Raw genomic sequence first — 25,153 nt, forward strand, 5'->3', positions numbered from 1 at the left:
GCACAAATGCGGCAAGTCAGGCATACTATCGCGCAGTGCCGGCATCATGCCGGCAGCATCCTCAACCGACAGCACACAAGGAGTCAACATGACCATCAAGATCGGCGACACCCTGCCAGAAGGCACCCTGGCCGAATTCATCGAAAGCGAAACCGAGGGTTGCGCACTGGGCCCGAACACGTTCAACGTGCAAGACCTGGTCAAGGGCAAGAAGATCGCCATCTTCGGCCTGCCAGGCGCCTACACCCCGACTTGCTCCGCACAGCACGTGCCAGGCTACGTCAAGCACGCTGCCGACCTGAAAGCCAAGGGCGTCGATGAAATCTGGTGCATCTCCGTCAACGACGCGTTCGTGATGGGCGCCTGGGGCCGCGACCAGAAAGCCACCGGCGTCGTACGCATGATGGCTGACGGCAATGCCGCCTACAGCAAGGCCCTGGGCCTGGACGCTGATTTTTCCAAGCACGGCATGGGCACGCGCTCGCAGCGCTACTCGATGCTGGTCGACAATGGCGTCGTGACGCAATTGAACGTCGAGCAGGGCGGCAAGTTTGAAGTGTCGAACGCCGAAACCTTGCTGAGCCAGCTGGCCTAAGCAGATCGTAGGTCGGCGTAGGTCGGCTTAGCGCAGCGTAAGCCGACGAGCGGAATTGGCATCACGTTTGCTCTGGCATTGTTGGATTACGCGCTGCGCGCTAATCCAACCTACGCAATAAAAAACGGCGCCATCGGCGCCGTTTTTACGTTTACTGTACCGATGGCTTGGTCGCTTCGAACATGGCCGCATCGATGCTGAACGAATAGTCGTCCTGCAGTTGAGCCAGCTGGCCTAAGCAGATCGCAGGTTGACGTAGGCCAAACGTAGGCCAGGCGTAGGTCGGCGTAGGCCAGGCGCAGGTCGGCGTAGGTCGGCTTAGCGCAGCGTAAGCCGACGAGCGGAATTGGCATCACGTTTGCTCTGGCATTGTTGGATTACGCGCTGCGCGCTAATCCAACCTACGCAATAAAAAACGGCGCCATCGGCGCCGTTTTTACGTTTACTGTACCGATGGCTTGGTCGCTTCGAACATGGCCGCATCGATGCTGAACGAATAGTCGTCCTGCAGCGCGAAATACCGGCGCGCTTCCTCGGGCGCGCCATCGAAGAGGTTGCGGATGGCCGCCACGCGCTCGTCCGGCGTGCGCATGCGCGCCACCCACTCGTCGAACTGCATCGTCAGTTTCCATACGCTGCGCAAGCTGTGCGTAAAGCCCGCGTTGCCGAACTTGGCGCCCCATTCGCACGTGCGGTAGTCGCGCACGTGCGAGGCGTCGCGCAGCATTTCCACCGCCTGCAAGGTGCTGTCGTACAGGGCCGTCTTGGGCGCCACGATATCGACCACCAATAACGTGCCGTTCGGACGCAGCACGCGCCACGCTTCGGCCAGGGCTCCCGCCACGTCGTTCCAGTGGTGCGCGGAAAAGCGCGTGACCACCATGTCGAAGCTGGCATCGGCAAACGGCAGACGCGCCACGTCGCCCTGTTGCGTGCGGATGTTGTGCAAGCCCCGCTGCGCTCTCGCGTGCTCCACCACGTCGAGCATGGGTTGCGCCAGGTCGTAGGCGACGACGGATGCCGCCACGGGGGCGACGGCAAAGCTGGCGTGGCCGGCGCCGCAGCCCAGGTCCAGCACGGCCGGCCGGCCGTGGCGGCGCGCGCATTCCTGCATCAGCACCAGGTCGGCGCCTTGCGCGTGGATTGCGCTGCTCAGGTAGGCATGGGCTGTCTTGCCAAACTGTTCGGTAACGACATCGTGCTGCTGCATGGTTTTCTCCTGTTGATGGGTGAGTTCCTGCAGAATAGGGATAAAATTATCCTGTAACAAGACCATAACTTATACTGGTATGTCCACTACCATGCATCTGTGCCATGTCGAACAAGCTCGCTGAATTCATCCGCGCCCGGCGCGAAGCCGTCACCCCCGCCATGGCTGGCTTGCCCGGTGGAGGACGCCGGCGCACGCCCGGCTTGCGGCGCGAGGAACTGGCGCAGCTGTGCGACGTCAGTCCCACCTGGCTGACGTGGCTGGAGCAGGGGCGGCCCGTGTCGGCGTCGGCCAAGATGCTTTCTCGCCTGGCGCAGGTACTGCAGCTGAGCGCGGCCGAGCGCGCCTATCTGTTCGAGGTGGCCGACAAGCATGACCCCAGCCATGGCACAGGCGAGGGCGGCGGGCCTGCCAGCGCCGAGCTGGCCGCCATCGTCGCCGCCATCGACGCGCCCGCCTACATCCTCGACCGCGAATGGAGCGCCGTGGCGTGGAACGGAGCGGCGTCCGCCTTGTTCACGGGCTGGCTGCATGGCGACGGGGACGCGCCGAACCAGCTGCGCTTCATGTTCCTGGAACCTGGTGCGCGCGACCTGATCGTCGGCTGGCCCGAGCGGGCGCGGCGGCTGGTGGCGGAGTTTCGTGCCGATATCGGCCGCCAGGCGGACCAGGCGCCGCTGGCCGGCCTGATCGCGGAGCTGGCCGACGCCAGCCCTGAATTTCGCCTGTGGTGGGGCGCGCAGCAGGTGCAGGGCCGCGATGGGGGGTTGCGCCGCTTCCAGCATGCGCAACAGGGGGCGCTCAGCTTCAACCAGGTCACCTTGCACCTGGCGCGCCAGCATGAGCTGAAGCTGGTGATGCTGTTGCCTGTGTCATAAGGTAAAACGGCCGCGCTTGCTATAATCGGCTTGATGGTTTGGCCTTGCCATGCTGTCCTGGCTCCGGCCGTCGCCATGATGACGGTCCCGTTCTTTTGCCAGGAGTCTGTCCTGTTACCCCGCAATCCCAACCTGCGCAGCATCTATGTGATGCTGATCGCCGTCGCCATGTTTTCCCTGATGGACACGGCCATGAAGCTGTTGTCCGCCCACTATCCGCCCATGCAGGTGACGGCCTTGCGCGCCCTGTCGTCCTTGCCGCTCGTTTGCCTGTACCTGCTGTACCGGGGCGCGTTCAAGAATGTGCTGAAGGTGCGCTGGCCGCTGCACTTGCTGCGCGGCGCGCTGGGCGTGCTGATGATTACCCTGTTCGCGTATGGCTTGAAGCGCATGTCGCTGGCCGAGACGTATGCGCTGTTTTTTGTTGCGCCCTTGCTGATCACGGTGCTGTCGGTTTTTATCTTGAAGGAAAAAGTCGACTTCGCGCGCTGGTGCGCCATCGCCGTGGGTCTGCTGGGCGTGCTGGTGGCGCTGCGTCCCGACGGTTCGGGATTCTTTTCGCTGGCCGGGCTGGCCGTACTGGGCTCGGCCGCCTGTTACGCCATTTCCGCCGTCACGGGCCGCATCCTGAGCCGCACGGATGCCAGCGAAAGCATGGTCTTCTGGCTGATGGTGATGATGGCCGCCGGCGGCGTGGCCTTGTCGGCGCACGAATGGGTGAGCATCCGCCGCGAAGACTGGTGGCTGCTGGCCGGCTTGTCGCTGAGCGGCTTCCTGGGCCAGCTGGCCATCACGGAAGCTTTTCGTTTTGGCAAGGCATCGAGCGTGGCGCCATTCGAATACTCGGCCCTGGCCTGGGGCATGGCCCTGGACTGGATGCTGTGGCGCGCCTTGCCCGACGAATACACCTTGATCGGCGCGGCCATCATCATCGGCAGCGGCATTTACCTGGTGCGGCGCGAAGCCGTGCATGCGGAAAGCGAACATCCGTGAGGAACGGTTGTGGTATTTCTGGCGTGAGCCATGCCGCACCGCAACGAAAATCCGGCAAATAGATATAATCGACAGATGTTAAAACAACGCACCATCAAACAACAGGTCCGCACCATCGGTGTCGGTTTGCACTCCGGCACCAAGGTTGAGCTGATTCTGCGTCCCGCCGCGATCGACACGGGCATCGTGTTTCGCCGCATCGACCTCGATCCCATCGTCGAGTTTCCCGCCAGCGCCATGGCCGTGGGCGATACGCGCATGGCGTCCGTACTGATCAAGGACGGCGCCAGGGTTTCCACGGTGGAACACCTGATGTCGGCCGCAGCCGGCCTGGGCATCGACAATATGGTGATCGACGTGAATGCGGAAGAAATTCCCATCATGGACGGTTCCGCTTCGTCCTTCGTCTACCTGCTGCAGCAGGCCGGCGTGGAAGAGCAGCAGGCGCCGAAGAAATTCATCAAGGTCATCAAGCCCGTGGAAGTGCGTCAAGGCAAGGGCGACGCGGAAAAATGGGCGCGCCTGTCGCCGTACGACGGCTTCAAGCTCGATTTCTTCATCGAATTCAACCACCCGGCCGTCGATGGCACGATGCAGCGTGCCTCGGTGGACTTCGGCGACGTGTCCTACGTGCACGACGTGGCGCGCGCGCGCACCTTCGGTTTCATGCAAGACGTGGAAAGCTTGCGCGGCATGGGTCTGGCCCGTGGCGGTTCGCTGGAAAACGCCATCGTGATGGACGAGTACCGTATCCTCAACGCCGATGGCCTGCGCTACGAAGACGAGTTCGTGCGTCATAAAATCCTCGACGCCATCGGCGACCTGTACCTGGTGGGCCATCCCTTGCTGGCGTACTACACGGCGCACAAGTCCGGCCACGCGCTGAACAACCAGCTGCTGCTGGCGCTGCTGGAGCAGCCGGAATCGTATGAAATCGTCTCGTTCGATACCAATGAGGCGGCGCCGCAGTCGTATTTGCGGCAGATGGAGCGCGAGTGGTCGTTGACATAGGTCGGATTAGGCCGCAGGCCGTAATCCGACAACCCCGGAGGCGCCAACAATGTTGTCGGATTACGGCCCGAAGGGCCTAATCCGACCTACGTGCCGCCGCATGGTGTTCTTAATCTTTTGGTTCGCGGTGGTGGCGGACCATATTGCGCAGCGCCGCGATCAACTGCTCGTTCTGCTTCGATGGCGGCAATGCCGTGCTCAGCTCTTCCAGGGCCGACATGGCTTTTTCCGGCAAGACCAGCGCCCGCGTATGCACGATGGGCGCAATGCTCTTGATGACTTGCACTTTCAGCTTGATGCCTGAAATCTGCCAGCCCTTTCTTTCCAGTTCCCCTTGCAGTTTCGGCAATTGCTGCTTGAGCTTGGCCGCCAGCGCCGCGTTCGGCGTGGCCAGCACCAGCTGCCCGCCTTCGAATTGCAGGATGTCGCAATGCTCGAACATCGCCGGCAAGGCCTTGGCGCAATCTTTCTGCAGGGCGGCCAGGCGCGTGACGGTGGGCATCAGGGAAGCCATCGTCGCGTTGCCGCGCAGAAAATCGGTTGCCCCCGTCGCGGCCGGGCCGGAACGGGCAAAGCCGTAGCCGCGACGGGGCGCCGGAGAATAAGTGGGAGTTCGCATGGCCGAAACATAGCACACTCGCCCGCGCATGACGAGTGCGGCGGCGGGTGCGGCGCAGGCGGGCAGGCCGTATTGCCTTGCAGTATGGGAAATGTCCGCAATTTCTGCCATTTGTTTGTCATTAAGCTATTGTTATATGGTGCATTACCCCAACCTTGGCGGGAACGCATGATAAAATCATCGTCTTTTGCCATAGTCGAACTCCGTGCGGTGACGCGATTACTACCTCGTTGTTCCCTACCGAGCTTTTTTTAACGGCGTTTTTTCAAGAATTCAAGCATGTCATTACTGACCCAGATTTTCGGTAGCCGCAACCAGCGGCTGCTCAAGCAATACCAAAAAACGGTACGCGAGATCAATGCGCTCGAGCCGGCCATCGAAAAGCTGTCGGATGCCGAGCTGCAAGCGAAAACGCCTGCCTTCAAGGAACGCATCGCCGCTGGCGAATCGCTCGATGCCTTGTTGCCGGAAGCCTTTGCCGTTTGCCGCGAGGCCAGCAAGCGCGTCCTGCGCATGCGCCATTTCGATGTGCAGATGATCGGCGGCATGGTTTTGCATTTCGGCAAGATCGCGGAGATGGGCACGGGCGAGGGCAAGACCCTGATGGCAACCTTGCCAGCCTACCTGAATGCCTTGTCGGGCAAGGGCGTGCATATCGTCACCGTCAACGACTACCTGGCGCAGCGCGATGCCGAGACCATGGGCCGCCTGTATGCATGGCTGGGCCTGTCGACGGGCGTGAACATGTCGCAGATGGAGCACAGCGCCAAGCAGCAGGCGTACAACTCCGACATCACGTACGGCACGAACAATGAATTCGGTTTCGACTTCTTGCGCGACAATATGGTCTACGAAGCGCGCGAGCGCGTGCAGCGCAGCCTGAACTTCGGCATCGTCGATGAAGTCGACTCGATCCTGATCGATGAAGCGCGTACGCCGCTGATCATTTCGGGCCAGGCCGAGAACCACACGGACCTGTATCACAAGATCAATGAACTGCCTGCGCGCCTGACCCTGCAGATCGGCGAAGAAACGCCGGACGGCAAGGGCAAGGTTGAAGTGCCGGGCGACTACACCAAGGATGAAAAAGCGCACCAGGTGCTGCTGACGGAAGCCGGCCACGAAAAGGCCGAAGGCATCCTGATGGAGATGGGCCTGCTGCCGGAAGGCGCGTCGCTGTACGATTCGGCCAACATCACCCTCGTGCACCATCTGTATGCGGCCCTGCGCGCGCATGCGCTGTACTTCAAGGATCAGCACTATGTGGTGCAGAACAATGAAGTGGTGATCGTCGATGAATTCACGGGCCGTCTGATGACGGGCCGCCGCTGGTCCGACGGCTTGCACCAGGCCGTCGAAGCGAAGGAAGGCGTCAATATCCAGAACGAGAACCAGACCCTGGCCTCGATCACCTTCCAGAACTACTTCCGCATGTACGCCAAGCTGGCCGGCATGACCGGTACGGCCGATACGGAAGCGTACGAATTCCAGGAAATCTACGGCCTGGAAACGGTCGTGATTCCGCAAAACCGTCCGCTGCAGCGCAAGGACCGCCAGGATCAGGTCTACAAATCGTCGGCGGAAAAATACAACGCGATGTTGAACGACATCCGCGACTGCTACGAGCGCGGCCAGCCCGTGCTGGTGGGTACGACCTCGATCGAGAACTCGGAACTGCTGTCGGGCATCCTGACCAAGGCCGGTTTGCCGCACAACGTGCTGAACGCGAAACAGCATGCGCGCGAAGCGGAAATCATCGCCCAGGCAGGCCGTCCGAAAGCCATCACCATCGCCACCAACATGGCAGGCCGCGGTACGGACATCGTGTTAGGCGGTAACGTCGAAAACCAGATCAAGTTCATCGAAGCCAATGCTGAGCTGAGCGACGCCGACAAGGCAGCCCAGTCGCAGACCTTGCGCGATGAGTGGCAGTCGCTGCACGACCACGTGGTCAATGCGGGCGGCTTGCACATCATCGGCACCGAACGCCACGAATCGCGCCGCGTCGACAATCAGTTGCGTGGCCGTGCCGGCCGCCAGGGCGATCCGGGTTCCTCGCGCTTCTACCTGTCGCTCGACGACGCGCTGCTGCGCATCTTCGCCGGCGACCGCGTGCGCGCCGTGATGGACCGTTTGAAAATGCCGGAAGGCGAACCGATCGAGGCAGGCATCGTCTCGCGTTCGATCGAGTCGGCCCAGCGCAAGGTCGAAGCGCGCAACTTCGACATCCGCAAGCAATTGCTGGAATACGATGACGTCGCCAACGACCAGCGCAAGGTCATCTACCAGCAGCGTAACGAGCTGCTGGAAACGACCGATATTTCCGAGATGATCGGCTCGCTGCGCCATGGCGTGTTCACCGACCTGGTGCACGAATACGTGCCGCGCGAATCGGTGGAAGAGCAGTGGGATATCAAGGGCCTGGAAAACACCCTGGCCAGCGAATGGCAGCTCGACCTGCCGCTGCAGCAAATGCTGGAAGCCGATTCGACCCTGACGGACGAAGAGATCCTGGAAAAAGTGCTGGCCGCGGCCGATGCCGTGTACCAGTCGAAGATCGATATCGTCGGCAAGGAATCGTTTGGCGGCTTCGAGCGCAATGTCATGCTGCAAAGCGTGGACAGCCACTGGCGCGAACACCTGGCGGCGCTCGATCACCTGCGCCAGGGTATTCACCTGCGCGGTTATGCGCAGAAGAACCCGAAACAGGAATACAAGCGCGAAGCGTTTGAACTGTTTGGCCAGATGCTCGACATGATCAAGAACGACGTCACGAAACACGTGATGACGGTGCGTATCCAGTCGCGCGAAGAAGTCGATGCGGCCGAACAGGCGATGCAGCAGTCGCACGTGGAAAACGTGCACTACCAGCACGCCGAATTCGACCCGAACGCGGCGCCGGAAGAACTGCTGGCGCCGACGGCTGGCGACAGCAACGACCAGTATGTCGACGACATGAGCGTGAGCATGGGCGTCAAGGTCGGCCGCAATGATCCATGCCCTTGCGGCAGCGGCAAGAAGTACAAGGCTTGCCACGGCAAGCTGGCTTAAGCGCGGTTTGTCAGCGTGAACAAAAAACGGAGACTGCGGTCTCCGTTTTTTTATGCTTGCTTTTCTGTCGCAGTCAATGCCAGCTCAAGGAAATTCCCAATACCGCGGCACGGGTAATGGCCTGCCCCGCAATCCGCCACGATCTTTTGCCCGCAGACCCGCCTTGATCATGGTGGCAACATCGGTCAGTACGACACGATTGCTGACAAGATAGTCGTGGCCGATAAAGTTCATTGTCACGTTCGAGGCATCGATAAAATCAAGGCCGGGAATGTTGACGATGGGGCCGCGGATGTCGCCAATTTTGTCCCAACCGGAATACCTGTAGGACAAACGCATAGCCATGTCATTCTTCGATGCATACAGCGTGACTGGCAAGCCCAGACTGGCAAGGCGAGGTGCGATCTGCTCGCGGAATACATCGGCGTTGATGTCCGGCGCCGCCAGCACCACTTGCTTGAAACGCGGCAGCAGTTCCGGGCGTTTTTCCAGCAAGTTGGCCAGGGCCATCGTCGTCGGGCGGTTACCCATGCTGTGCGCAATGATGTAAATATCGGTGGCATCGGAGCGGTCGGCGAAATCAGCGAGGAAGTTTTGCAGATGTGCCTGCGTCCATTGAGCAGAGTTGTCATCAAAACGATAGCCGGTAAATTCTCCCTTCGATGGCCAGCTGTAAAACACGGGCATGGCGTTGACATTAAGATCGACAGCCATCTGCGCAGTGCGCAAGGCGGCATCGTCAAACGCATTGTAGTATCCATGGATATAAATGAAGGCGGCCCGCCTCTCCGGGGGGAGAGAGGCTGCCAGCCGCGTTTTGACTGTGGCAAAAAACCTGGCGGCCGACCAGCGCTCCAGGTCCATGATGAGCATGTATTTTCGGGCGTCGCCGCCTTGACCTAAAATCCACCACGGCGTTTTTGTTACGGTGCCGATTTTCCTATCCTCGGGAACACTGACCAATACGCTGCCGTAACTTAAATGAGGCGCTTTGCGGTTTGGTTGCCAGCTATAGTTTTTCTTGTCAGCTTGAAATTGCCGGTCGGTGGCGTAATAAACCCTGACCAGCGTGCTGCCCGCTTGCGCCGCTACCTCTGCCGGCAGTCCGCCCGATACCGGCGGCGGGGCCGGAGCAGACCGTGGCGGCGGGGGAGGCGGAGGCGGCAGCGAAGCCGTTGCAGGCGCTTCCGGGGCGGGCTCGATCGTGCTGATCGATGCTGGTGGCGTCAGGGATGCGCATGCGCTCAGCACACTGCACAATAGGGCCAGGGACAAAGGCCCGGCTGTCACACGATATGATTTGATCAGGCAAACGCATTTCTGTTGATTCAGCATGGCATTCTCTCTTCTGTTGGTGCCGCATTGGAAGGTCGCACGCGAAGTACCGTGCACTCTCACCTTAGGCACGCATGTCTCTGCCATCATGACAAATCGCAAGCTTGCGAGCCGGGGCAGGAGCGAATGTTCGTCGAGTATAAGGGCGCCCGCATGGTCAATGCCGCCGCGAAGGCGCTACAATAGCGCTTCCCTTTTCCCTCGCAGAAGAACTCATATGGCCGTCAATTCTCCCAAGCCCGTCGCCGCCGACTTGAAAGCCGTCGCCGGCATTGAAATCGGTGTTGCCGAAGCCGGCATCAAGAAACCCAACCGCAAGGATTTGCTGGTATTGAAACTGGCTCCGACGGCCATCGTGGCCGGCGTGTTCACCCTGAACCGCTTCTGCGCCGCGCCCGTGCAAATCTCGAAAGCCAACCTGGCCGCCGTGACGGCCGGCGCCGCGCCGATCCGCGCGCTGCTGGTCAACACGGGCAACGCGAATGCGGGCACGGGCGAATCGGGCCTGGCCGACGCGCAGGCCAGCTGCGCCGCTCTGGCGGAGCTGCTGGGCTGCACGCCGCAGCAAATCCTGCCGTTTTCCACCGGCGTGATCCTCGAACCGCTGCCCGTGCAGCGCCTGGTCGCCGGCTTGCCGCAAGCCGTGGCCGCGCTGACCTCGGATAACTGGTTCTCGGCCGCCGAAGCCATCATGACCACCGACACGCAGCCGAAAGCCGGTTCGCGCACGGTCACCATCGGCGGTCATGCAGTGACCCTGACGGGCATCAGCAAGGGCGCCGGCATGATCAAGCCGAACATGGCCACCATGCTGGGCTTTCTCGCGTTCGACGCCACCGTGGCCCAGCCCGTGCTGGACCAGCTGGTGAAACAGGCGGCCGACAAATCGTTCAACTGCATCACCATCGACGGCGACACGTCCACCAATGACTCGTTCATGCTGGTGGCCACGGGCGCCGGCAGCCTGGTCATCGATTCGATCGATTCGCCGCACTATGCGGAACTGGCGGCCGCCGTCACCGAACTGTCGACTTTCCTGGCGCAAGCCATCGTGCGCGACGGCGAAGGCGCCACCAAGTTCATGACGGTGACCGTGGAAGACGGCCGCAACGTGGAAGAATGCCGCAAGATCGCCTATTCCATCGCCCATTCGCCGCTGGTGAAAACCGCGTTCTTTGCCTCCGACCCGAACCTGGGCCGCATCCTGGCCGCCATCGGCTACGCGGGCGTGGACGACCTGGACGTGGGTCAATTGAATTTGTACCTGGACGACGTGTGGGTCGCCAAGAACGGCGGCCGCAACCCCGATTACCAGGAGCAGGACGGCCAGCGCGTGATGCAGCAAAGCGAAATCACCATCCGTGTAAAACTGGCGCGCGGCGATGCTACGGCCACCCTGTGGACGTGCGACTTGTCGCATGATTACGTGTCGATCAACGCCGACTACCGCTCATGACCGCCCTCGATCAATTCCTGATCCGCGCCGAAGCCTTGCTGGCGCGCGTGGAAGCGATCCTGCCGCAGCCGGTGCCCGCACCGGACTGGAACAGCTTTGCCTTCCGCTGGCGCCGCCGGCAGGGCGCCGCCAGCCATCTGCAGGCGGTGGCGCACGTGTCGTCCATCGCCCTGGATGACTTGCACAACATCGGCACGCAAAAAGCGCAGATCGAGCAGAATACGCGCCAGTTCGTTGCCAGTCGCCCCGCCAACAACGTGCTGCTGACGGGCGCGCGCGGTACGGGCAAGTCGTCGCTGATCAAGGCATGCCTGAACCAGTTCGCCGGCCAGGGCCTGCGTCTGATCGAAGTGGACAAGGCGGACCTGGCCGACTTGCCCGACATCGTCGACCTGGTGGCGGCGCGTCCCGAGCGCTTCATCATCTTTTGCGACGACCTGTCGTTCGAAGAGGGCGAAAGCGGCTACAAGGCGCTGAAAGTGGCGCTCGACGGCAGCATCGCCGCGCAATCGGACAATGTGCTGATCTACGCCACCTCGAACCGCCGTCACCTGATGCCCGAGCGCATGTCGGACAACAGCAGCTACAAGACGGACGACGATGGCGATTTGCATCCGGGCGAGACGGTGGAAGAGAAAATCTCGCTGTCCGAGCGCTTCGGCCTGTGGCTGTCGTTCTACCCGTTCAAGCAGGACGATTATCTCGACATCGCGGCGCACTGGCTCGCTTCGTTCGGCTGCACGCCGGAACAGATCGCGCAAGCGCGCGGCGACGCCCTGCGCTGGGCCTTGCAGCGCGGTTCGCGTTCGGGCCGGGTGGCGTGGCAATTCGCGCGCGATTATGCTGGGAAACTACCTGCGGGAAAGCTGCCGCAATGAGCGAGATGAAAGTGAAACCGGTCGATGTGGCCGTTGGCATCCTGATGAAACCGAATGGCGACGTGCTGCTGGGCCAGCGTCCGGCTGGAAAGCCATATGATGGCTATTGGGAATTTCCTGGCGGTAAAGTCGAGCCAGGCGAAGCCATTTTGGACGCCTTGAAGCGCGAGTTTGTCGAGGAGCTGGGTTTATACATCGACAGCGCCGAAGCCTGGTGCGGCGTCGAATATGTGTATCCGCACGCCCATGTGCGCCTGCATTTCTATATCAGCCGCGACTGGCGCGGCGAGCCGCAAAGCCTGGAAGGGCAGGCGTTCGCCTGGCAGGGCACGGTGGGCGTGGAACCCTTGCTGCCGGCCACCATTCCCCTGCTGGAATGGCTCGACGAAGTGCGCCGGGAATCCCTGGCGCCTGCCTGATCCCCACTTGTGCCAGCGGGCAGCGCCATGCTGCGTGCTGGCGCAAGCTTTGCTGTGACTTTCCTTGTATCGTGCGCGCTTTGCGCTACAGTGCTTTCATCAAGCACCGGGGGAGTCTCGCATGCCGCTGACACTGACCTTTACCGATACCGATGAATTGCTGATCGCCGCCTTGCACAAGCGTGCCCGCGCGCATGGGCGCAGCATCGAAGACGAGCACCGCGACATCCTGCGCAGCGCCTTGCGGCCCCTGCCGAAGCGCCCGCTCGACGATATTCTACGCGGCATGCCCGACGTGGGCCTGGACGCGGATTTCGAGCGCCGCCCCTGATGCTCCATGCCTATGCCCGCCTACCTGGTCGATACGGATGTGATCGTTGCGGCGCGCAAGGGCAGTGCTGCGCCGGCGGGCGTGGCCGATTTTTTCGAGCGGGTAGCGCCGGAGTTGCGTTATGTGCCGGTGCAGGTGATCGCGCAATTGCGCGCAGGCATACAGTGCAGCTGGCGGCGCGAAGCGGCGCTGGAAGCACTGGCGCTGGAAGGCTGGCTGGAAGCCGTGCTGGCGGAATATGCGCCGCGGCTGCTGGAATTCGACCTCGATTGCGCGCTCGTGTGCGCGCGTCTGCATGGCCGTAGTCACGCGCATGGCGTCGATGGACAGATCGCGGCGATGGGCATCGCCTATGGCTTGACGGTGGTCAGCGGCAGGCTCGACAGTTTCGCGGCGCAGGGGCTGCGCCTGGAAAATCCATTCAAATGAAGCTTACTGGGGCTTGTTGTCTTCGTCTGCCAGGGGATCTTCGAACGGGTCGGCGGCGGGGATCGTGTATTTCTCTTCGGCCCAGGCGCCCAGGTCGATCTGCTTGCAGCGTTCCGAGCAGAAGGGGCGGTATTTATTGGCTTCAGTCCATTCGACTTTGGCGGCACAGGTAGGGCAGTTAACGACGGTCATGATGGGGCAAATAAGTAACAGTTAAAAATTACAGAGCGTGAGCTCGAATGGTACATCTTCTTCCAGCGGCTTGGGTTTCAAGTCGCCGCCCTGGGTAGTGAAGCGTACCCACAGCATGTATTTGTTGGCGGAAATTTCCGGGATGGCGCCGCTGTTTTCATCGAGGCTCAGGCGCAGCATCTGATACACCTTGCCTTGCAGCATTTGCTGGTAGCTGCCGCCATTGGCGATCAGCTTGACGGGACCGCCGGAATCGCGCAGCAGGCGCAAGACCAGGGCCAGCGCGTCGAACAGCGGTGCCAGCGGGGCGAACCACGCGTGGATATCGGTCAGGCGCTGCTCGCAGCTGCGTTTTTGCCAGGCAAAGTACGAGGGCAAGTCGAATTCGCAGGCGCCACCCGGGATGATGGTGCGGCCGCGGATGCTCATCAGCCATTCATTGTCGCGGATATTCTGGCCCGTCTTGCCTTGCGCCGCCACCAGGGCGCCGCTGACACTGTCGAGTTCGCCGAGGATGGCGTCCAGGGTTTCCGGCTCCACGTTCGGATTGCTGCGGTAGCCCAGCAGGCTCTGGCGCTGGCGTTCGAGTTCCTGCAGCAGGTCGGACTTCAGGTCGGCGCGGCCGGCCACTTCAAGCATATCGAAAATAGTTGCCAAAGCAACATGATGCTGCATTGCATGCTCTTGCTGGATGAAGAACTTGAATTTGTCGTACAGGTCTTCCAGCCGCAACAAGGTACGTATGCGTTCGTTGAAAGGGTATTCGTAGACAATCAAAATAATTCCCTTAAGTAAGGACCTGCAAACAATCCCGTGATTTTGAACCAAGCGTCGACAAATTACAAACGTTGCGGCCCGATTCCAGCCATTCTTTTTGAAAATGCCAGATATAAATCGTGCAACTGGGCAATCTGCGGCGCCAGGGCCGCCAAATCGCCATTATTGTCGATCACATCGTCCGCCGCCGCCAGGCGCATGGCACGCGTGGCCTGCGTGGCCATGATGGCTTTGACTTGTTCTTCCGACAAGCCATTGCGCGCCATCACGCGCGACACTTGCAGGCTTTCCAGGCAATCGATGACCAGTACGCGGTTGACCCGCTCCACCCAGCCGCCGGACTCGACCAGCAGGGGCACGGCAAAGATCACATAGCTGCCCGTTGCTGCGGCGGCCGCCTCCAGGGTCGCCTGGCGGATGCGCGGGTGCAGGATGGCTTCCAGTTTCGCCTTGGCGGCGGCGTCGGAAAACACGAGGTTGCGCATTTTTGTACGGTCGAGGGCGCCGCGCGCATCGGCGTAGCCGGGGCCAAATTCCGCCACCAGGGCTGGCATGGCCGCGCCATTGGGCGCCGTCAGGCTGTGCGCGATCTGGTCGGTGTCGACGATGGAGGCGCCGCGCGCGGCGAACAGGTCGGCCACCGTGCTCTTGCCGCAACCGATGCCGCCGGTGAGGCCGACGCTGAAATAGGGGGCGTTTTGTTGTTGCATGTGTGTATCCATAAGGGGCCGGTCAGCCGGTCAGGCCCAGCGTGAGCCGCGACAGGGGCGTGCCGTACAGCAGCGCGATCAGGCCTGCCGCCGCCAGGTAGGGGCCGAAGGGAATCGGTTTGTCGCGTCCCCGCTTGGCAAACACGATCAGGCCGATGCCGACCACGGCGCCGACCACCGACGACAACAATATGATCGTCGGCAACATGGTCCAGCCCAGCCACGCACCGAGCGCCGCCAGCAATTTGAAGTCACCATAGCCCATTCCCTCCTTGCCTGTCGCCAGCTTGAAGGCCCAGTACACGGCCCACAGGGCCAGGTAGCCGGCGGCCGCGCCGATGACGGCGTCCTGTAGCGGCACGAAAGTGCCGTTGATATTGACCAGCAAGCCGGCCCACAGCAGGGGGAAGGTGAGGTCGTCCGGCAGCATTTGCGTATCGGCATCGATGAAGGTCATGGCGATCAGCAGCCAGGCAAACACGAGCGTTGCCAGGCCCGTCCAGCCGCTGCCGAAATGCCAGATCAGCAGGGCCGACAGCGCGCCCGTCAGCAGTTCCACCAGCGGATAGCGCACGGAGATGGGGGCCTTGCAGGCGCTGCATTTGCCACGCAGCAGCAGGTAACTGATGACGGGGATGTTTTCCATGGCCGTGATGCGGTGGCCGCAAGCGGTGCAGTTCGAGTGCGGCAGCATCAGGTTGTAGCGGTCCGTGTGCGGCAAGGGCAAGCCGCTTTCTTCCGCCACGTAATTGGCGGAGTCGCGCTCCATCATTTTCGGCACGCGGTGGATCACCACGTTGAGGAAGCTGCCGACGATCAGGCCGAACAGGGCGGCGACGAGGGCGACGGGCAAATTGCCGGGCGCGGCGAACAGCAGGGTATCTTGCAGCATGGTGGCGTTGTCTGAGGTGGTGATATTGCCGTGCAAACATTGCTTGGCACTGCCGCAGTGTAAAACATCTGCCAGCACATGGGGATGTTTTGCGCAGGGTTCTGGTCGAGGGATGACGTCGGGCCAGCATGGCGGCCGTAGTTTTCGCGTGGATCGAATTCTTCCAGTCGCTCACCGATGTGTGGGTTTGTCACCCGGCTTGCGGAGGCTGTCCCGCAAACCGGACGCTGGAAACTCTTACGCTGCCTTTAGATGGTCAATATTCGGTTGGCGGCAACAATGAGGTCACCTTTCTGGCTTACGGTGCACCTTGTCGCGCCGGTTGACCGCGCGCGCCAACAGCGAGCGAGTCAGGAGCTTATGAAACGGCATGATGATAAACAAATAAACTCTTCCAAAGAGATTGTTTATTTTAACCAAGGTTGAAATCGTCACTTCCGATCCTTTCAGACTCGGTTGAATGCTTATCCAGATCCGAAAATCCAGATGCTTGTCGTCACCACCGACGACGACTTCAGTGCCCGTACTTGAAATAATCGGAAACATGCCAATCTTGCCCAGCCCGCGATCGCTAAAGCTAATACTTTTCTTTAGTCCCAACGGTGCGACGATTCCGTTGCGCAGAATAATGAGCCAGGTGAGCATGCAATGCGGTTCAGCGAACACGGCGCGCCCCGCTTGTTCGGCGTCCACGTAGGTTCGATCCCCCTGACCGGAATAGCCGTCGGAGAAATCAATGCGCGTCAATCCTGACGCCGACATGGCTGCTGCCGGTGCGGCAATGAGGAAGACTTTGTTTGCTTCGTTTGTCATGAATAAAACGCTCTCTGTAAAGTGAGTGACGGTCGGACTGCGGTTGTTTTGATTGGCGCGCATTCCAAGTTTGCAAACGTGCACTGGCGAACGGAGTGCTTGCATAGTGGTCACATGGGCCGGAATGCTCCATCTAAGTAATCATCAGGAAATTATTGTGAATTTATGACGAACAGAACCGAATGCTATGCAAGGCGCCCGCTGCGACGCAGTGCGAGCACTGCTAGCAGCGGGCAACACAGCAGAGCGCCGGTTATGGAAGTCAGAAATCACTATAATTTATTGGGGGTTACTTAATATTGCGCCAACGCCTGCTTTCGGGGCAATGGCGTCTCGAATACTCGTATCAATTAGTCGTTCATAGATTGCGCTTTGGCCGGCCGGAATAAGTTCTCTGAGTGTTTCTTTACGTTTGTCCCGGCCGAACAAGGCCTCAACGGCCCAAGCGATCAGATACACGGCAGACAAACAGCCGCCTGCGGTCGCCACATTCCCTTCGCATACCAGGGGCAAATCGAGAACCTCAATTCCCAGGGCTTGCAGTTCCTCTTTGGCATCGGGATGAGTCGTGGCTGGCCCCTTTGCCAGCAGACCCAACTTGGCAAGAATGAAGGAGCCGGCACAGATCGATCCGATGAGCTGCGTATCTGGATTCAGGGAAAATGCACGCATGAAATCCTGGTCGGCGATAGCGCCTTTCACGCCAACTTTACCGCTGGAAAACAATACAAGGTCTGCGTCATTCGCTTCGCTGATGCACCCGTGGGTCTTGATAATCAGACCGTTTGCGGATTGATGCGCTTCCTTTGTTCCCAATATCTTCACTTGCCAATCCGTCTTATTCCTCCCAAGGATGTCCCACATCAGGAATAAATCCAAATCGGTGAAATGATCAAAAATCACGATGACTATTTTCTTCATGTTGCGCTCCGCCGTTTGCGTTGATTCAAAATGAGACCACGGACGAGCACCACTTTTTTTTGCGTCCGCAGTTGTGACTAAGTCCGTCAAATATCTGTTTGGGAGGAACTTCTTTTCCTGATTGGAGGGGGGCTCAGTGCTGGCCCGCCAGGACAGTTCTTGCCGACTGCGCGTCGGCTTTCAGTGCGAAGTAGGTCCACATTCCTCCAAGCAGATCTGCGACGCCGAAAAAAACGATCATTGGGCTGGCAAGGCCTATGGCAGCGAAGGTCGTGAAGGCCGCGAACACGAAGAGGCGCGTGTATACCGACGCTACCAGAAACGGCTTGTTTTCGTGCTTGGCTGCGACCCACGCATAGACGCCAATCATGGATACAATAACGCCAAGCAAATGAATCCAGACCTCGGAGGTTGGCGGCATTTGTAAGATCGACAGCAAGAAGTTCGGCGCGACGACTAACACGGGCCCAACGACGAACAAGTAGATGGCGAATACTTTGGCGCTATACGCAGACTTGGACATGTTTTTCCTTTTCGAGAGCGTTGCCGATAGGCTTGATGGTTTCACGGCGGGTGATTGAACTGTGGTGGCGATACTGCGCAAGCGCGGCACGGCTGCTGCCAGGCATGATGAAGACCGCGCATCGCGGAGGCGGAAACGTGGTATGCATTTAACGAATCCAGGCGTTGGCGGTGCGCACACGTGCACCGAGGGTTTTGAGAAGCTGGATCAGACCTAAATAGGCCCGGTCTACGTAGGGCAGTTCCTCCGGCAAGGACTGCAGGTGCTGAAGTGCCTGGCGCTGATGCTCGGCTGATGGACGTGGGTATGGCGGGTGTTGCGCAAAGTCATACACCGCCACGGTAAACGGCAACTTCTGCCAGGCATGCCGCTCGGCCATTGCCGGCAGCAGTTGCTGGCAAAAGTCCTGCTCATTCAGATTCGGCCCAATCAGGCCCAAGTCCCGATAGGCCTGATGCATGGCACTGTGGTCCGCCGGGGTGCGCAACTGTGCCGACCAAAGCGCGCTGAGCGCTTGGCAAAAGTCAGCGGCCAGCGTGCGGGTGCAGCCAAAGTCCAGCAGGCCCAGTCGGCCGTCCGGCATGAACAGATAGTTGCCCGGATGCGGGTCGGCTTGCAAGCGGTGCAGCACAAAGGTGCAATGAAAGAAGGCGTCAAACAGCAACTGACCAGCCTGATCACGTGCGGCTTGATCGGGTTCGGTCAGCAACCATTCGTTGAGATGCAGTCCCGGCAGGCGTTGCATGGTCAGCACGCGGCGTGTGGTGCGGTCCATTACCGGCTGGGGGATCACCAGGCCCGGCAGCGTGAGATGCTGTGCAAACCATTGCATGGTCTGTGCCTCGTGCAAATAGTCCAGTTCCTCGGCCAGTTTCTGTTCGATGTCATCCATCATGCGCGCGATGATATCGGCTTTGGGCATCATCTCCGAGCGTTCCCCCCAGGCTTGCAGCAGGCTGCGCAGCATACGCATGTCGCTGCCAATGGAGTCCGCCATTCCGGGGTATTGTAGTTTGACGGCCACTGCCAGACCGTCGCTCATGATGGCAGCGTGGACCTGACCCAGACTGGCGGCAGCAAAGGCGATCGGATCGAATTGCTGGAACAGGGCTTGCGGATCCTGGCCAAACTCCTGGCGCATCACTTTGATCACCAACGCGCGGTTCAGCGGCGTAACCTGGTAGTGGGCGCGGGCCAGTTCCTGGCGCATGCCCTCGGGTAGAAAGCCTAGTTCCATGCTGAGCAGCTGCGAGGCTTTGAGTGCCGTGCCCTTGAGCTGGTTCAACGCGGCAAACAGGATGCGCCCGAGTTCCGCCTCATGTGCCACGCGGGCCTGTTCCGTTTTCGCATCGTCGCGCGTCATCGACTTGGCCTTATGGCCCAGGTGGGTCAGCCCGGCCCGCGCCACTGCCATGCCGACAATCGCGCCACGCGAAAGACGTCCGGTGCGCGGCAACTGCGAAACCTTGTTCGTCCTGGTCGTGGGCTTCATGAGCGTACCCCGCCCAAGCCGCGGCGGGCCAATTGCAGCAGATCCAGCAAGCCATTGCCGTCTTGCATCAGGCGCGCCAGCTGGCTGCGCACCATGAAACCGCCCAGCTCCAGCAGCTTGTCCACCAGGCCGCTGCGCAAGGCTAACACCAGCACGCTCAAACTTAAATCGACCATTTGTGTGGTGTTGGAAAACTGCTCGGAGGTGTCGCGCAGCCAGTACGCAATGACGCCGTACACATAGTCGGCCAACAGTCCGGCCAGGCTGGGCTTGAAGCCGCAAGGCACGATTTCACCGGTCGTCTCGGCCTGCTCCAGCATCTGGAGGAAGGTTTGCTGGAGCAAAGGCTTGCCGGGTAGTTGCTCGCCCAACAGCAGCGTGGGCGCGCGCTCCACCATGCCACGCGCCAGACCCACAAATTCGCGGTCGGCCAGCAAACCTTCCAGCAGACTCTCGATCACCAGTTGCAGGCGCTCCTGCAGCGAAAATTCGTTCTGTCCCTGCGTCTTGTCGGCCTGCGCCACTGCGTCTGCAATTGCTTGCTGAAAGTAGGCGGTTACCAGTTTCTCCTTGGTAGGGAAGTATTTGTAGATGGTGGCATCACCGACGTCGGCGGCACGCGCGATCTGCTTCATCGTGGTGCCCTCAAACCCATGCTGGGTCATCAGGTCCACTGCGGTCTGAATGATCAGCCGATGGTTTTTGGCTTGTTGGGCTTTGGAAGTACGCATGATCGAAATTTGAAAAAGAGTGGAATGTCGGGGCGGGGCGAAACAATCAAGTCTGGCCCTACCATGTAAGCAGTGCGACGGCGAGCAGGCATATCGTTGCCCCCGCAGCTACAAAATATCCATTCATAGAATGGCTTGCGAGAAAGTTGCGGCCACGTGCCTCTTGAACTTGACGACGCCACAGACGACGCGTGCAAGCCCCGACCAGTACGTGAACCAGACCACTGTATTTGCCATATCCATTCTCGAGATTACCTCATGCCCTACATTGCGATATGAATATACGATACTTACTATCTATTCATTTAATATATTTCACATCTATTGCATAGTCAATGACTATTATTTGATAAAGAGGTCGATGTATTCCAAGCATGGCTTCATGCCGGGTGTCGGTGGCAATCCACCGAACTTGGCAGCGCCGCGCCTCGGCACGGCTTCTGACTCATGGATTTGTGCGATTCAGGACGTGGAGCCCGAGGCTGCGATTTGATGATGCCAGGGCGGTGCCAGTAGGCGAGCGGCAACGCGCCATGTGGGCCTAAGTAGTACCGGGCGACGGCATGGCCCTGCTCAGCAGCTCGTAAGAACCATATTCTCGCGGCTACGTAGTCGATTCGGACACCGTCCCTGGAGATGCATGAGGACTGGCGACATTGATTTGGGCATCGGCACGTCTAAGCCCGGCTTCGAATGCCCATCGTGATACGGCATGTTGCACCGAGTCCTGACTCATCGAACGCTTCCATCATGTCTCATCACTAAGAACCTACAGGCGCGCAGTCAAATCACGGCTCCCAACTTGAAAATCGGCAAATACAGGGCAATCACGAGGGAGCCGACGAGCACACCCAGCACCACCATCAGCGCCGGTTCCAGCAGGGCCGACAGGGTGGCGACGGTGGCGTCAATGTCCGCCTCGATGATCTCGGCCGCGCGCGACAGCATGGCGTCGAGCGCGCCCGACTCCTCGCCGATCAGGGCCAGTTGCGTCAGCAGCGGGGGAAATACGCCGCTGTGTTCCATGGCCAGGGCCAGGCCGCCGCCGGCGCGGATTTCACGCTCGATGCGCGCTGTCGCTTCGTGGTACAGCGCGTGGCCGGAGGCGGCGCCCACGAGGCCGAGCGAGTCGAGCAGCGGCACGCCGGCGGCGAACATGGCGGCCAGGGTGCGCGTCCAGCGGGCGATTGCCGCCTTGCGCAGGAGCGGGCCGAACACGGGCAGGCGCAGTGCCCGCAGTTGCGTGTTGCGCCTTAAGACGGGCCAGCGGCGCCAGGCCAGGTGCAGCAGCACGCAAACGAGCACGAGCGCTGCCAGCAAGACCAGCCAGTAGCGGACCAGAAAGGCGGACACGCCCATGACGGCCAGGGTGGGCAACGGCAAGGGCGCGCCGAAGCTGTCGAAGACCTGGCGGAAGGCGGGCACGACCACGCTCATGATGATGGCCGTGACAACGATGGCGACGAGTACGATGACCAGCGGATACATCAGCGCGCCGCGCACCTGCCGCCGCAAGGCGATGGCTTTTTCCTGGTGCGTGGCCAGGCGCGCCAGCAAGTCCTGCACGATGCCGGCCTGTTCGCCCGCCGCCAGCAGGTTGCAATACAGCTCGTCAAACAGCAGGGGAAACTGGCGGAACGCTTGCTGCAGGCTGCTGCCCGCTTCGATGTCGTGGCGCAAGTCGCGCATCAGCTCGGTGATCGCGGGTTTGGCGTGGCCCTTGCCTGCGATGTCGAAGGCGTGCAGCAGCGGCACGCCGGCCGCCATCATGGTCGACAACTGGCGCGTGAACAGGGCGATATCCTTGCGCGTGATGGCCTTGCCCGGCGCGGCGCGCGCGGCCTGTACCCGGGTGGCCAGGATGCCCTGGCGTCGTAGCGCGACCGTGGCCGCGCCGGCGTCGGCGGCGCGCAAGACGCCTTCGGCCGCCTTGCCATGGCGGTCCGTGCCCTTCCACGCAAAGCGCCGCTCGACCGCCATGTGCACCTCCTGCCGTCACGGTAGCAGCGCCGGACAAAAGCACCAGCGGCGCTGGCGGCAGGCTTGATGTGGCTCAGCTTTTTGTGGTTTGCACTTCCGTCTGCACAACGGCCTGGGCCTTCACGTCGGCCGCATCGTCCTCGTCGCTGTCCGTGCCCTTGCTGATGCTTTCGCCATCGTCGCGGCGCAGGGTCCAGAAGGTCAGCGAGGACAGCACCGTCAGGGCGGCCAGGGTGAGGAAGGCGTGGTGCAGGGCCGTACTGAGCATGGCGCGGTCCGACTGCGGCATGTCGCCCAGGTACCAGCCCGTGATCAGCGAGCCGAAAGCGAGGCCAAAGCTCATCGACAGTTGCTGCATCGAACTGGCGATGGTGCTGGCCATGCTGGAGTCGCTCTTGTCGACGTCGGCGTACGCGATGGTGTTCATGCTGGAAAACTGCAGCGAATTGAAAAAGCCCATGCACAGACTGATGGCGACGATCACGTACAGGGGCGTGCCCACGCCCACGAGCGAAAACATGGCGATGGTGATGCCGATCAGCACCGTGTTGACGATCAGCACCTGGCGGTAGCCGAAGCGGGCCAGCACGCGCGCGGAAATGAATTTCATGCCCATGGCGGCCGCTGCCGACGGCATCATCAGCAAGCCCGACTGCCAGGCGGGCAAGCCCAGGCCCAGCTGGTACAGCAGCGGCAGCAGGAAGGGCAGGCCGCCCACGCCCAGGCGCGTAACGAAGCCGCCCACCACCGAGACGCGGAAGGTGCGGATCTTGAACAGGGTCAGGCGCAGCAGCGGGTGCAGCACTTCGCTTGAATGCCAGGCATACGCGGCCAGCAGGCTGATGGAAATGAACAGCAGCACGGCAAACGAAGTGCCGTCGATGCGGTGTTCGCCGAAGATTTCGAGCAGCCACGACAGCAGCGCGATGCCCGTGCCGAACAGCACCAGGCCGATCAGGTCCAGCGGACGGGGCTTGTCCCCATAGTAGTCGGGCATGTAGCGGTGCGCCAGGTACAGCGCCGCCAGGCCGACAGGCACGTTGACGAAGAAAATCTCGCGCCACGACAGCCAGTGCACGATCAATCCTCCCACCGTGGGGCCCAGCAGGGGGCCGATCAGGGCGGGGATGATGACGAAATTCATGGCCGCCAGCAATTGCGACTTGGGAAAGGTGCGGATGATGGTGAGCCGGCCCACCGGCATCATCATGGCCGCGCCCACCCCTTGCAGCAGGCGCGCGGCCACCAGCATCGGCGCATTGACGGACAGGCCGCACAGGATGGAAGCGATGGTAAAGATGGCAACGGCGGCGGAAAACACGCGCCGCGTGCCGAAGCGGTCGGCCATCCAGCCGCTGATGGGAATGCACACGGCCAGGCTCAGGATGTAGCTGGTGACGACGGCCTTCAGGCTCAGCGGCGTCACATGCAGGCTGGCGGCCATGGCGGGAATGGCGGTGTTGACGATGGTGGAGTCGAGTTGCTCCATGAACAGGGCGGTGGCGACCACCCAGGGAAGGTAGCTTTTAATCGGGGAACTGGTCATGGATGCGAGCCTGAGGAGGTAAGACGGAGCCGACAGTACGATGAATTGTCACATAAATGGTGCCCGCGTGCCGCCCGCGCCATTCATTCTGGCAGTGCGCCGGGGGCATCGTCCATGGAACATTTGTTCCATGGCAATAGATTACTGGCAAGGCTAGCATGTGTTTTCCGGCAGTTCCCGCCCCTCCTTCCCGAAAGTCCTATCACATGAAAAATGCACTTACCTTCCTTGCCCTGAGCGCCGCCCTGTCCGCCTGCGGCGGCGGCAGCGATGGCGGTACGCCGGAAGCGCCAGTCACGCCGCCCGTCGTGGTCACGCCCGTCCCCGATCCCGTGACGGTCGCCTCGCAAGCGGTCGCGGCCCAGGCTGGCCTGGCCGTGATCGCCGGCGCCAATGCAGACGAGACGGTGTATGATGTGGCGGCCGATATCGGCGACACGTGGCGCATCACGTTCGACAGCGCGAAGAAAACCTACGCGATCCGCGTGCTGTCGACGCAGTTCGGCTTGAGCGACCGCAGCGGCACGTTCAGCGCCGTCACCGTCGGCCATCTCACCACCTACACGGCAACGGATTTCAGCGTCACCGTCGATGCGCGCACGCGTCTTCTTTCGGGCAATATCAAATTGGGTAATATGGTCTCGACCGTCAGCGGCACCGGCTATGCGGTGGGCGACGTGGCCAGGCTGGCCGGCAGCTATATTTTCCTGGGGGCCATGCGCAATGCCTCGAACGGCGGCGACCGTTTCAATCCGAAAGGCAGCCTCAAGGTGGCGGCCGATGGCAGCGCGCAACTGTGTAATGGCGGCGTGTTCAATGCGCAAGGCGTGTGCTCCGCGGTATCGCCGCAGCTGGAAGCGGAAAACGCCAGCCTGACCCTGGTCAAGGATGCGAAGAATGGCTTGCTCGTCGCCCGCCAGGGCCAGCAGGATTTCGGCATCGTCCACGTGCATGCGGGGGACCGGGGGCTGGCGCTGTTTATCGACCGCTACAGCCGCAACCAGGAAAACGTGCTGCGCGTCGGTACCATCGTGGCCGCCAAACAACAGAAGATCGGCAGCGAAATCGCCGGTACTTACGCCTGCGCGGCGCCGGGCATCAGCGCCAAGATCGAGATTGCGGGCAACACCGCCACCTTGACGAATAACACGAGCGGCAAGACGCACGCGGAAACCATCACCGCCAACAAGCTGGGCCTGGGCGCGCAGGCCGTCGATTTCGATGGCATCGCCGTGTTCAAGGACCCGGCCGACGTGCCGGCAGATTACTCGATGTTCATGCCGGTGTCGTCGAGTATGGCGGTCGAGTTTTCGACCGACCGCTCGTACATGGGCACATGCTTGAAAAATTAAGGGCTAGGTGTCGGATTAC

General features: G+C 61.0%; 25 protein-coding genes. 11 read left to right on the plus strand and 14 right to left on the minus strand.

The window, feature by feature from the left end; translation table 11 throughout:
• The first annotated feature begins 88 nt into the window (after positions 1-88).
• A complete protein-coding gene (locus tag JAB4_RS06045; RefSeq protein ID WP_070222479.1) occupies positions 89-595 on the plus strand; it encodes a peroxiredoxin in 507 nt (168 codons plus the stop codon).
• A 442-nt stretch (positions 596-1,037) separates the two neighbouring features.
• On the opposite strand, the gene JAB4_RS06050 is transcribed toward JAB4_RS06045, so the two are convergent.
• Positions 1,038-1,805, minus strand: a complete 768-nt coding sequence (locus JAB4_RS06050; RefSeq protein WP_070222477.1) for a class I SAM-dependent methyltransferase — start codon at positions 1,803-1,805, stop codon at positions 1,038-1,040.
• Between the two features lie 104 nt (positions 1,806-1,909).
• Here JAB4_RS06050 and JAB4_RS06055 point away from each other — a divergent pair, with 104 nt between their 5' ends.
• The 3 genes from JAB4_RS06055 to lpxC all read left to right on the plus strand — a co-directional run bounded on the left by JAB4_RS06055 (position 1,910) and on the right by lpxC (position 4,687).
• Entirely contained in the window at positions 1,910-2,683 is a 774-nt protein-coding gene (locus JAB4_RS06055; RefSeq protein WP_070222475.1) for a helix-turn-helix transcriptional regulator, read from the plus strand.
• Positions 2,684-2,833: 150 nt separating this feature from the next.
• A complete protein-coding gene (locus JAB4_RS06060; protein WP_070222832.1) occupies positions 2,834-3,676 on the plus strand; it encodes a DMT family transporter in 843 nt (280 codons plus the stop codon).
• Between the two features lie 75 nt (positions 3,677-3,751).
• Positions 3,752-4,687, plus strand: a complete 936-nt coding sequence (gene lpxC, locus JAB4_RS06065; protein ID WP_070222474.1) for a UDP-3-O-acyl-N-acetylglucosamine deacetylase — start codon at positions 3,752-3,754, stop codon at positions 4,685-4,687.
• Positions 4,688-4,796: 109 nt separating this feature from the next.
• Here the strand turns inward: lpxC and JAB4_RS06070 are convergent, their stop codons facing one another.
• Positions 4,797-5,306, minus strand: a complete 510-nt coding sequence (locus tag JAB4_RS06070) for a DciA family protein (RefSeq protein WP_070222473.1) — start codon at positions 5,304-5,306, stop codon at positions 4,797-4,799.
• A gap of 279 nt (positions 5,307-5,585) precedes the next feature.
• Between JAB4_RS06070 and secA the strand changes: the two genes are divergently transcribed.
• The gene (gene secA / locus JAB4_RS06075) at positions 5,586-8,357 is read left to right on the plus strand and encodes a preprotein translocase subunit SecA (RefSeq protein WP_070222472.1); all 2,772 of its coding nucleotides are present in this window, start codon (positions 5,586-5,588) and stop codon (positions 8,355-8,357) included.
• An 84-nt stretch (positions 8,358-8,441) separates the two neighbouring features.
• On the opposite strand, the gene JAB4_RS06080 is transcribed toward secA, so the two are convergent.
• Positions 8,442-9,692: an alpha/beta hydrolase gene (locus JAB4_RS06080; RefSeq protein WP_175444774.1), complete on the minus strand. Its 1,251-nt coding sequence runs from the start codon at positions 9,690-9,692 to the stop codon at positions 8,442-8,444.
• A gap of 217 nt (positions 9,693-9,909) precedes the next feature.
• Between JAB4_RS06080 and argJ the strand changes: the two genes are divergently transcribed.
• The 5 genes from argJ (at position 9,910) to JAB4_RS06105 (ending at position 13,205) form a co-directional block, all read left to right on the plus strand.
• A complete protein-coding gene (gene argJ / locus JAB4_RS06085; protein WP_070219358.1) occupies positions 9,910-11,148 on the plus strand; it encodes a bifunctional glutamate N-acetyltransferase/amino-acid acetyltransferase ArgJ in 1,239 nt (412 codons plus the stop codon).
• Positions 11,145-12,026: an ATP-binding protein gene (locus JAB4_RS06090; protein ID WP_070219359.1), complete on the plus strand. Its 882-nt coding sequence runs from the start codon at positions 11,145-11,147 to the stop codon at positions 12,024-12,026. Before argJ ends, JAB4_RS06090 begins: the two co-directional genes overlap by 4 nt.
• Positions 12,023-12,445 (plus strand): NUDIX domain-containing protein, encoded by a 423-nt coding sequence (locus JAB4_RS06095; protein WP_070219360.1) that lies wholly within the window; start codon positions 12,023-12,025, stop codon positions 12,443-12,445. Before JAB4_RS06090 ends, JAB4_RS06095 begins: the two co-directional genes overlap by 4 nt.
• Before the next feature lie 121 nt (positions 12,446-12,566).
• Positions 12,567-12,776: a hypothetical protein gene (locus tag JAB4_RS06100; protein ID WP_070219361.1), complete on the plus strand. Its 210-nt coding sequence runs from the start codon at positions 12,567-12,569 to the stop codon at positions 12,774-12,776.
• Between the two features lie 6 nt (positions 12,777-12,782).
• Positions 12,783-13,205, plus strand: coding sequence for a type II toxin-antitoxin system VapC family toxin (locus JAB4_RS06105; protein WP_139143048.1), 423 nt, complete (start codon positions 12,783-12,785; stop codon positions 13,203-13,205).
• A 3-nt stretch (positions 13,206-13,208) separates the two neighbouring features.
• Here the strand turns inward: JAB4_RS06105 and yacG are convergent, their stop codons facing one another.
• From yacG to JAB4_RS06160, 11 genes are all read right to left on the minus strand, one after another.
• The gene (gene yacG / locus JAB4_RS06110; RefSeq protein WP_034785391.1) at positions 13,209-13,400 is read right to left on the minus strand and encodes a DNA gyrase inhibitor YacG; all 192 of its coding nucleotides are present in this window, start codon (positions 13,398-13,400) and stop codon (positions 13,209-13,211) included.
• Positions 13,401-13,418: 18 nt separating this feature from the next.
• Positions 13,419-14,174, minus strand: a complete 756-nt coding sequence (gene zapD / locus JAB4_RS06115) for a cell division protein ZapD (protein WP_070219363.1) — start codon at positions 14,172-14,174, stop codon at positions 13,419-13,421.
• 62 nt (positions 14,175-14,236) lie between these two features.
• Positions 14,237-14,884 (minus strand): dephospho-CoA kinase, encoded by a 648-nt coding sequence (gene coaE / locus JAB4_RS06120; RefSeq protein ID WP_070219364.1) that lies wholly within the window; start codon positions 14,882-14,884, stop codon positions 14,237-14,239.
• Positions 14,885-14,906: 22 nt separating this feature from the next.
• Positions 14,907-15,776: an A24 family peptidase gene (locus JAB4_RS06125; protein ID WP_070219386.1), complete on the minus strand. Its 870-nt coding sequence runs from the start codon at positions 15,774-15,776 to the stop codon at positions 14,907-14,909.
• A gap of 285 nt (positions 15,777-16,061) precedes the next feature.
• Entirely contained in the window at positions 16,062-16,652 is a 591-nt protein-coding gene (locus JAB4_RS06130) for a DUF2867 domain-containing protein (RefSeq protein ID WP_070219365.1), read from the minus strand.
• Positions 16,653-16,868: 216 nt separating this feature from the next.
• On the minus strand, positions 16,869-17,510 hold the full coding sequence (locus JAB4_RS06135) for a DJ-1/PfpI family protein (protein ID WP_070219366.1): 642 nt from the start codon (positions 17,508-17,510) through the stop codon (positions 16,869-16,871).
• A gap of 133 nt (positions 17,511-17,643) precedes the next feature.
• Positions 17,644-18,033: a hypothetical protein gene (locus JAB4_RS06140; RefSeq protein ID WP_070219367.1), complete on the minus strand. Its 390-nt coding sequence runs from the start codon at positions 18,031-18,033 to the stop codon at positions 17,644-17,646.
• Positions 18,034-18,181: 148 nt separating this feature from the next.
• A complete protein-coding gene (locus JAB4_RS06145) occupies positions 18,182-19,525 on the minus strand; it encodes an AarF/ABC1/UbiB kinase family protein (protein WP_070219368.1) in 1,344 nt (447 codons plus the stop codon).
• On the minus strand, positions 19,522-20,256 hold the full coding sequence (locus tag JAB4_RS06150; RefSeq protein WP_070219369.1) for a TetR/AcrR family transcriptional regulator: 735 nt from the start codon (positions 20,254-20,256) through the stop codon (positions 19,522-19,524). Before JAB4_RS06150 ends, JAB4_RS06145 begins: the two co-directional genes overlap by 4 nt.
• A 783-nt stretch (positions 20,257-21,039) precedes the next feature.
• Entirely contained in the window at positions 21,040-22,236 is a 1,197-nt protein-coding gene (locus JAB4_RS06155; RefSeq protein ID WP_070219370.1) for a type II secretion system F family protein, read from the minus strand.
• A gap of 73 nt (positions 22,237-22,309) precedes the next feature.
• Positions 22,310-23,782, minus strand: coding sequence for a DHA2 family efflux MFS transporter permease subunit (locus JAB4_RS06160; protein WP_227742102.1), 1,473 nt, complete (start codon positions 23,780-23,782; stop codon positions 22,310-22,312).
• Between the two features lie 206 nt (positions 23,783-23,988).
• Between JAB4_RS06160 and JAB4_RS06165 the strand changes: the two genes are divergently transcribed.
• A complete protein-coding gene (locus JAB4_RS06165) occupies positions 23,989-25,134 on the plus strand; it encodes a hypothetical protein (RefSeq protein WP_070219372.1) in 1,146 nt (381 codons plus the stop codon).
• Positions 25,135-25,153 lie beyond the last annotated feature (19 nt).

It is taken from the genome of Janthinobacterium sp. HH102 (assembly GCF_001758625.2).
Taxonomy (GTDB): Bacteria; Pseudomonadota; Gammaproteobacteria; order Burkholderiales; family Burkholderiaceae_D; genus Janthinobacterium.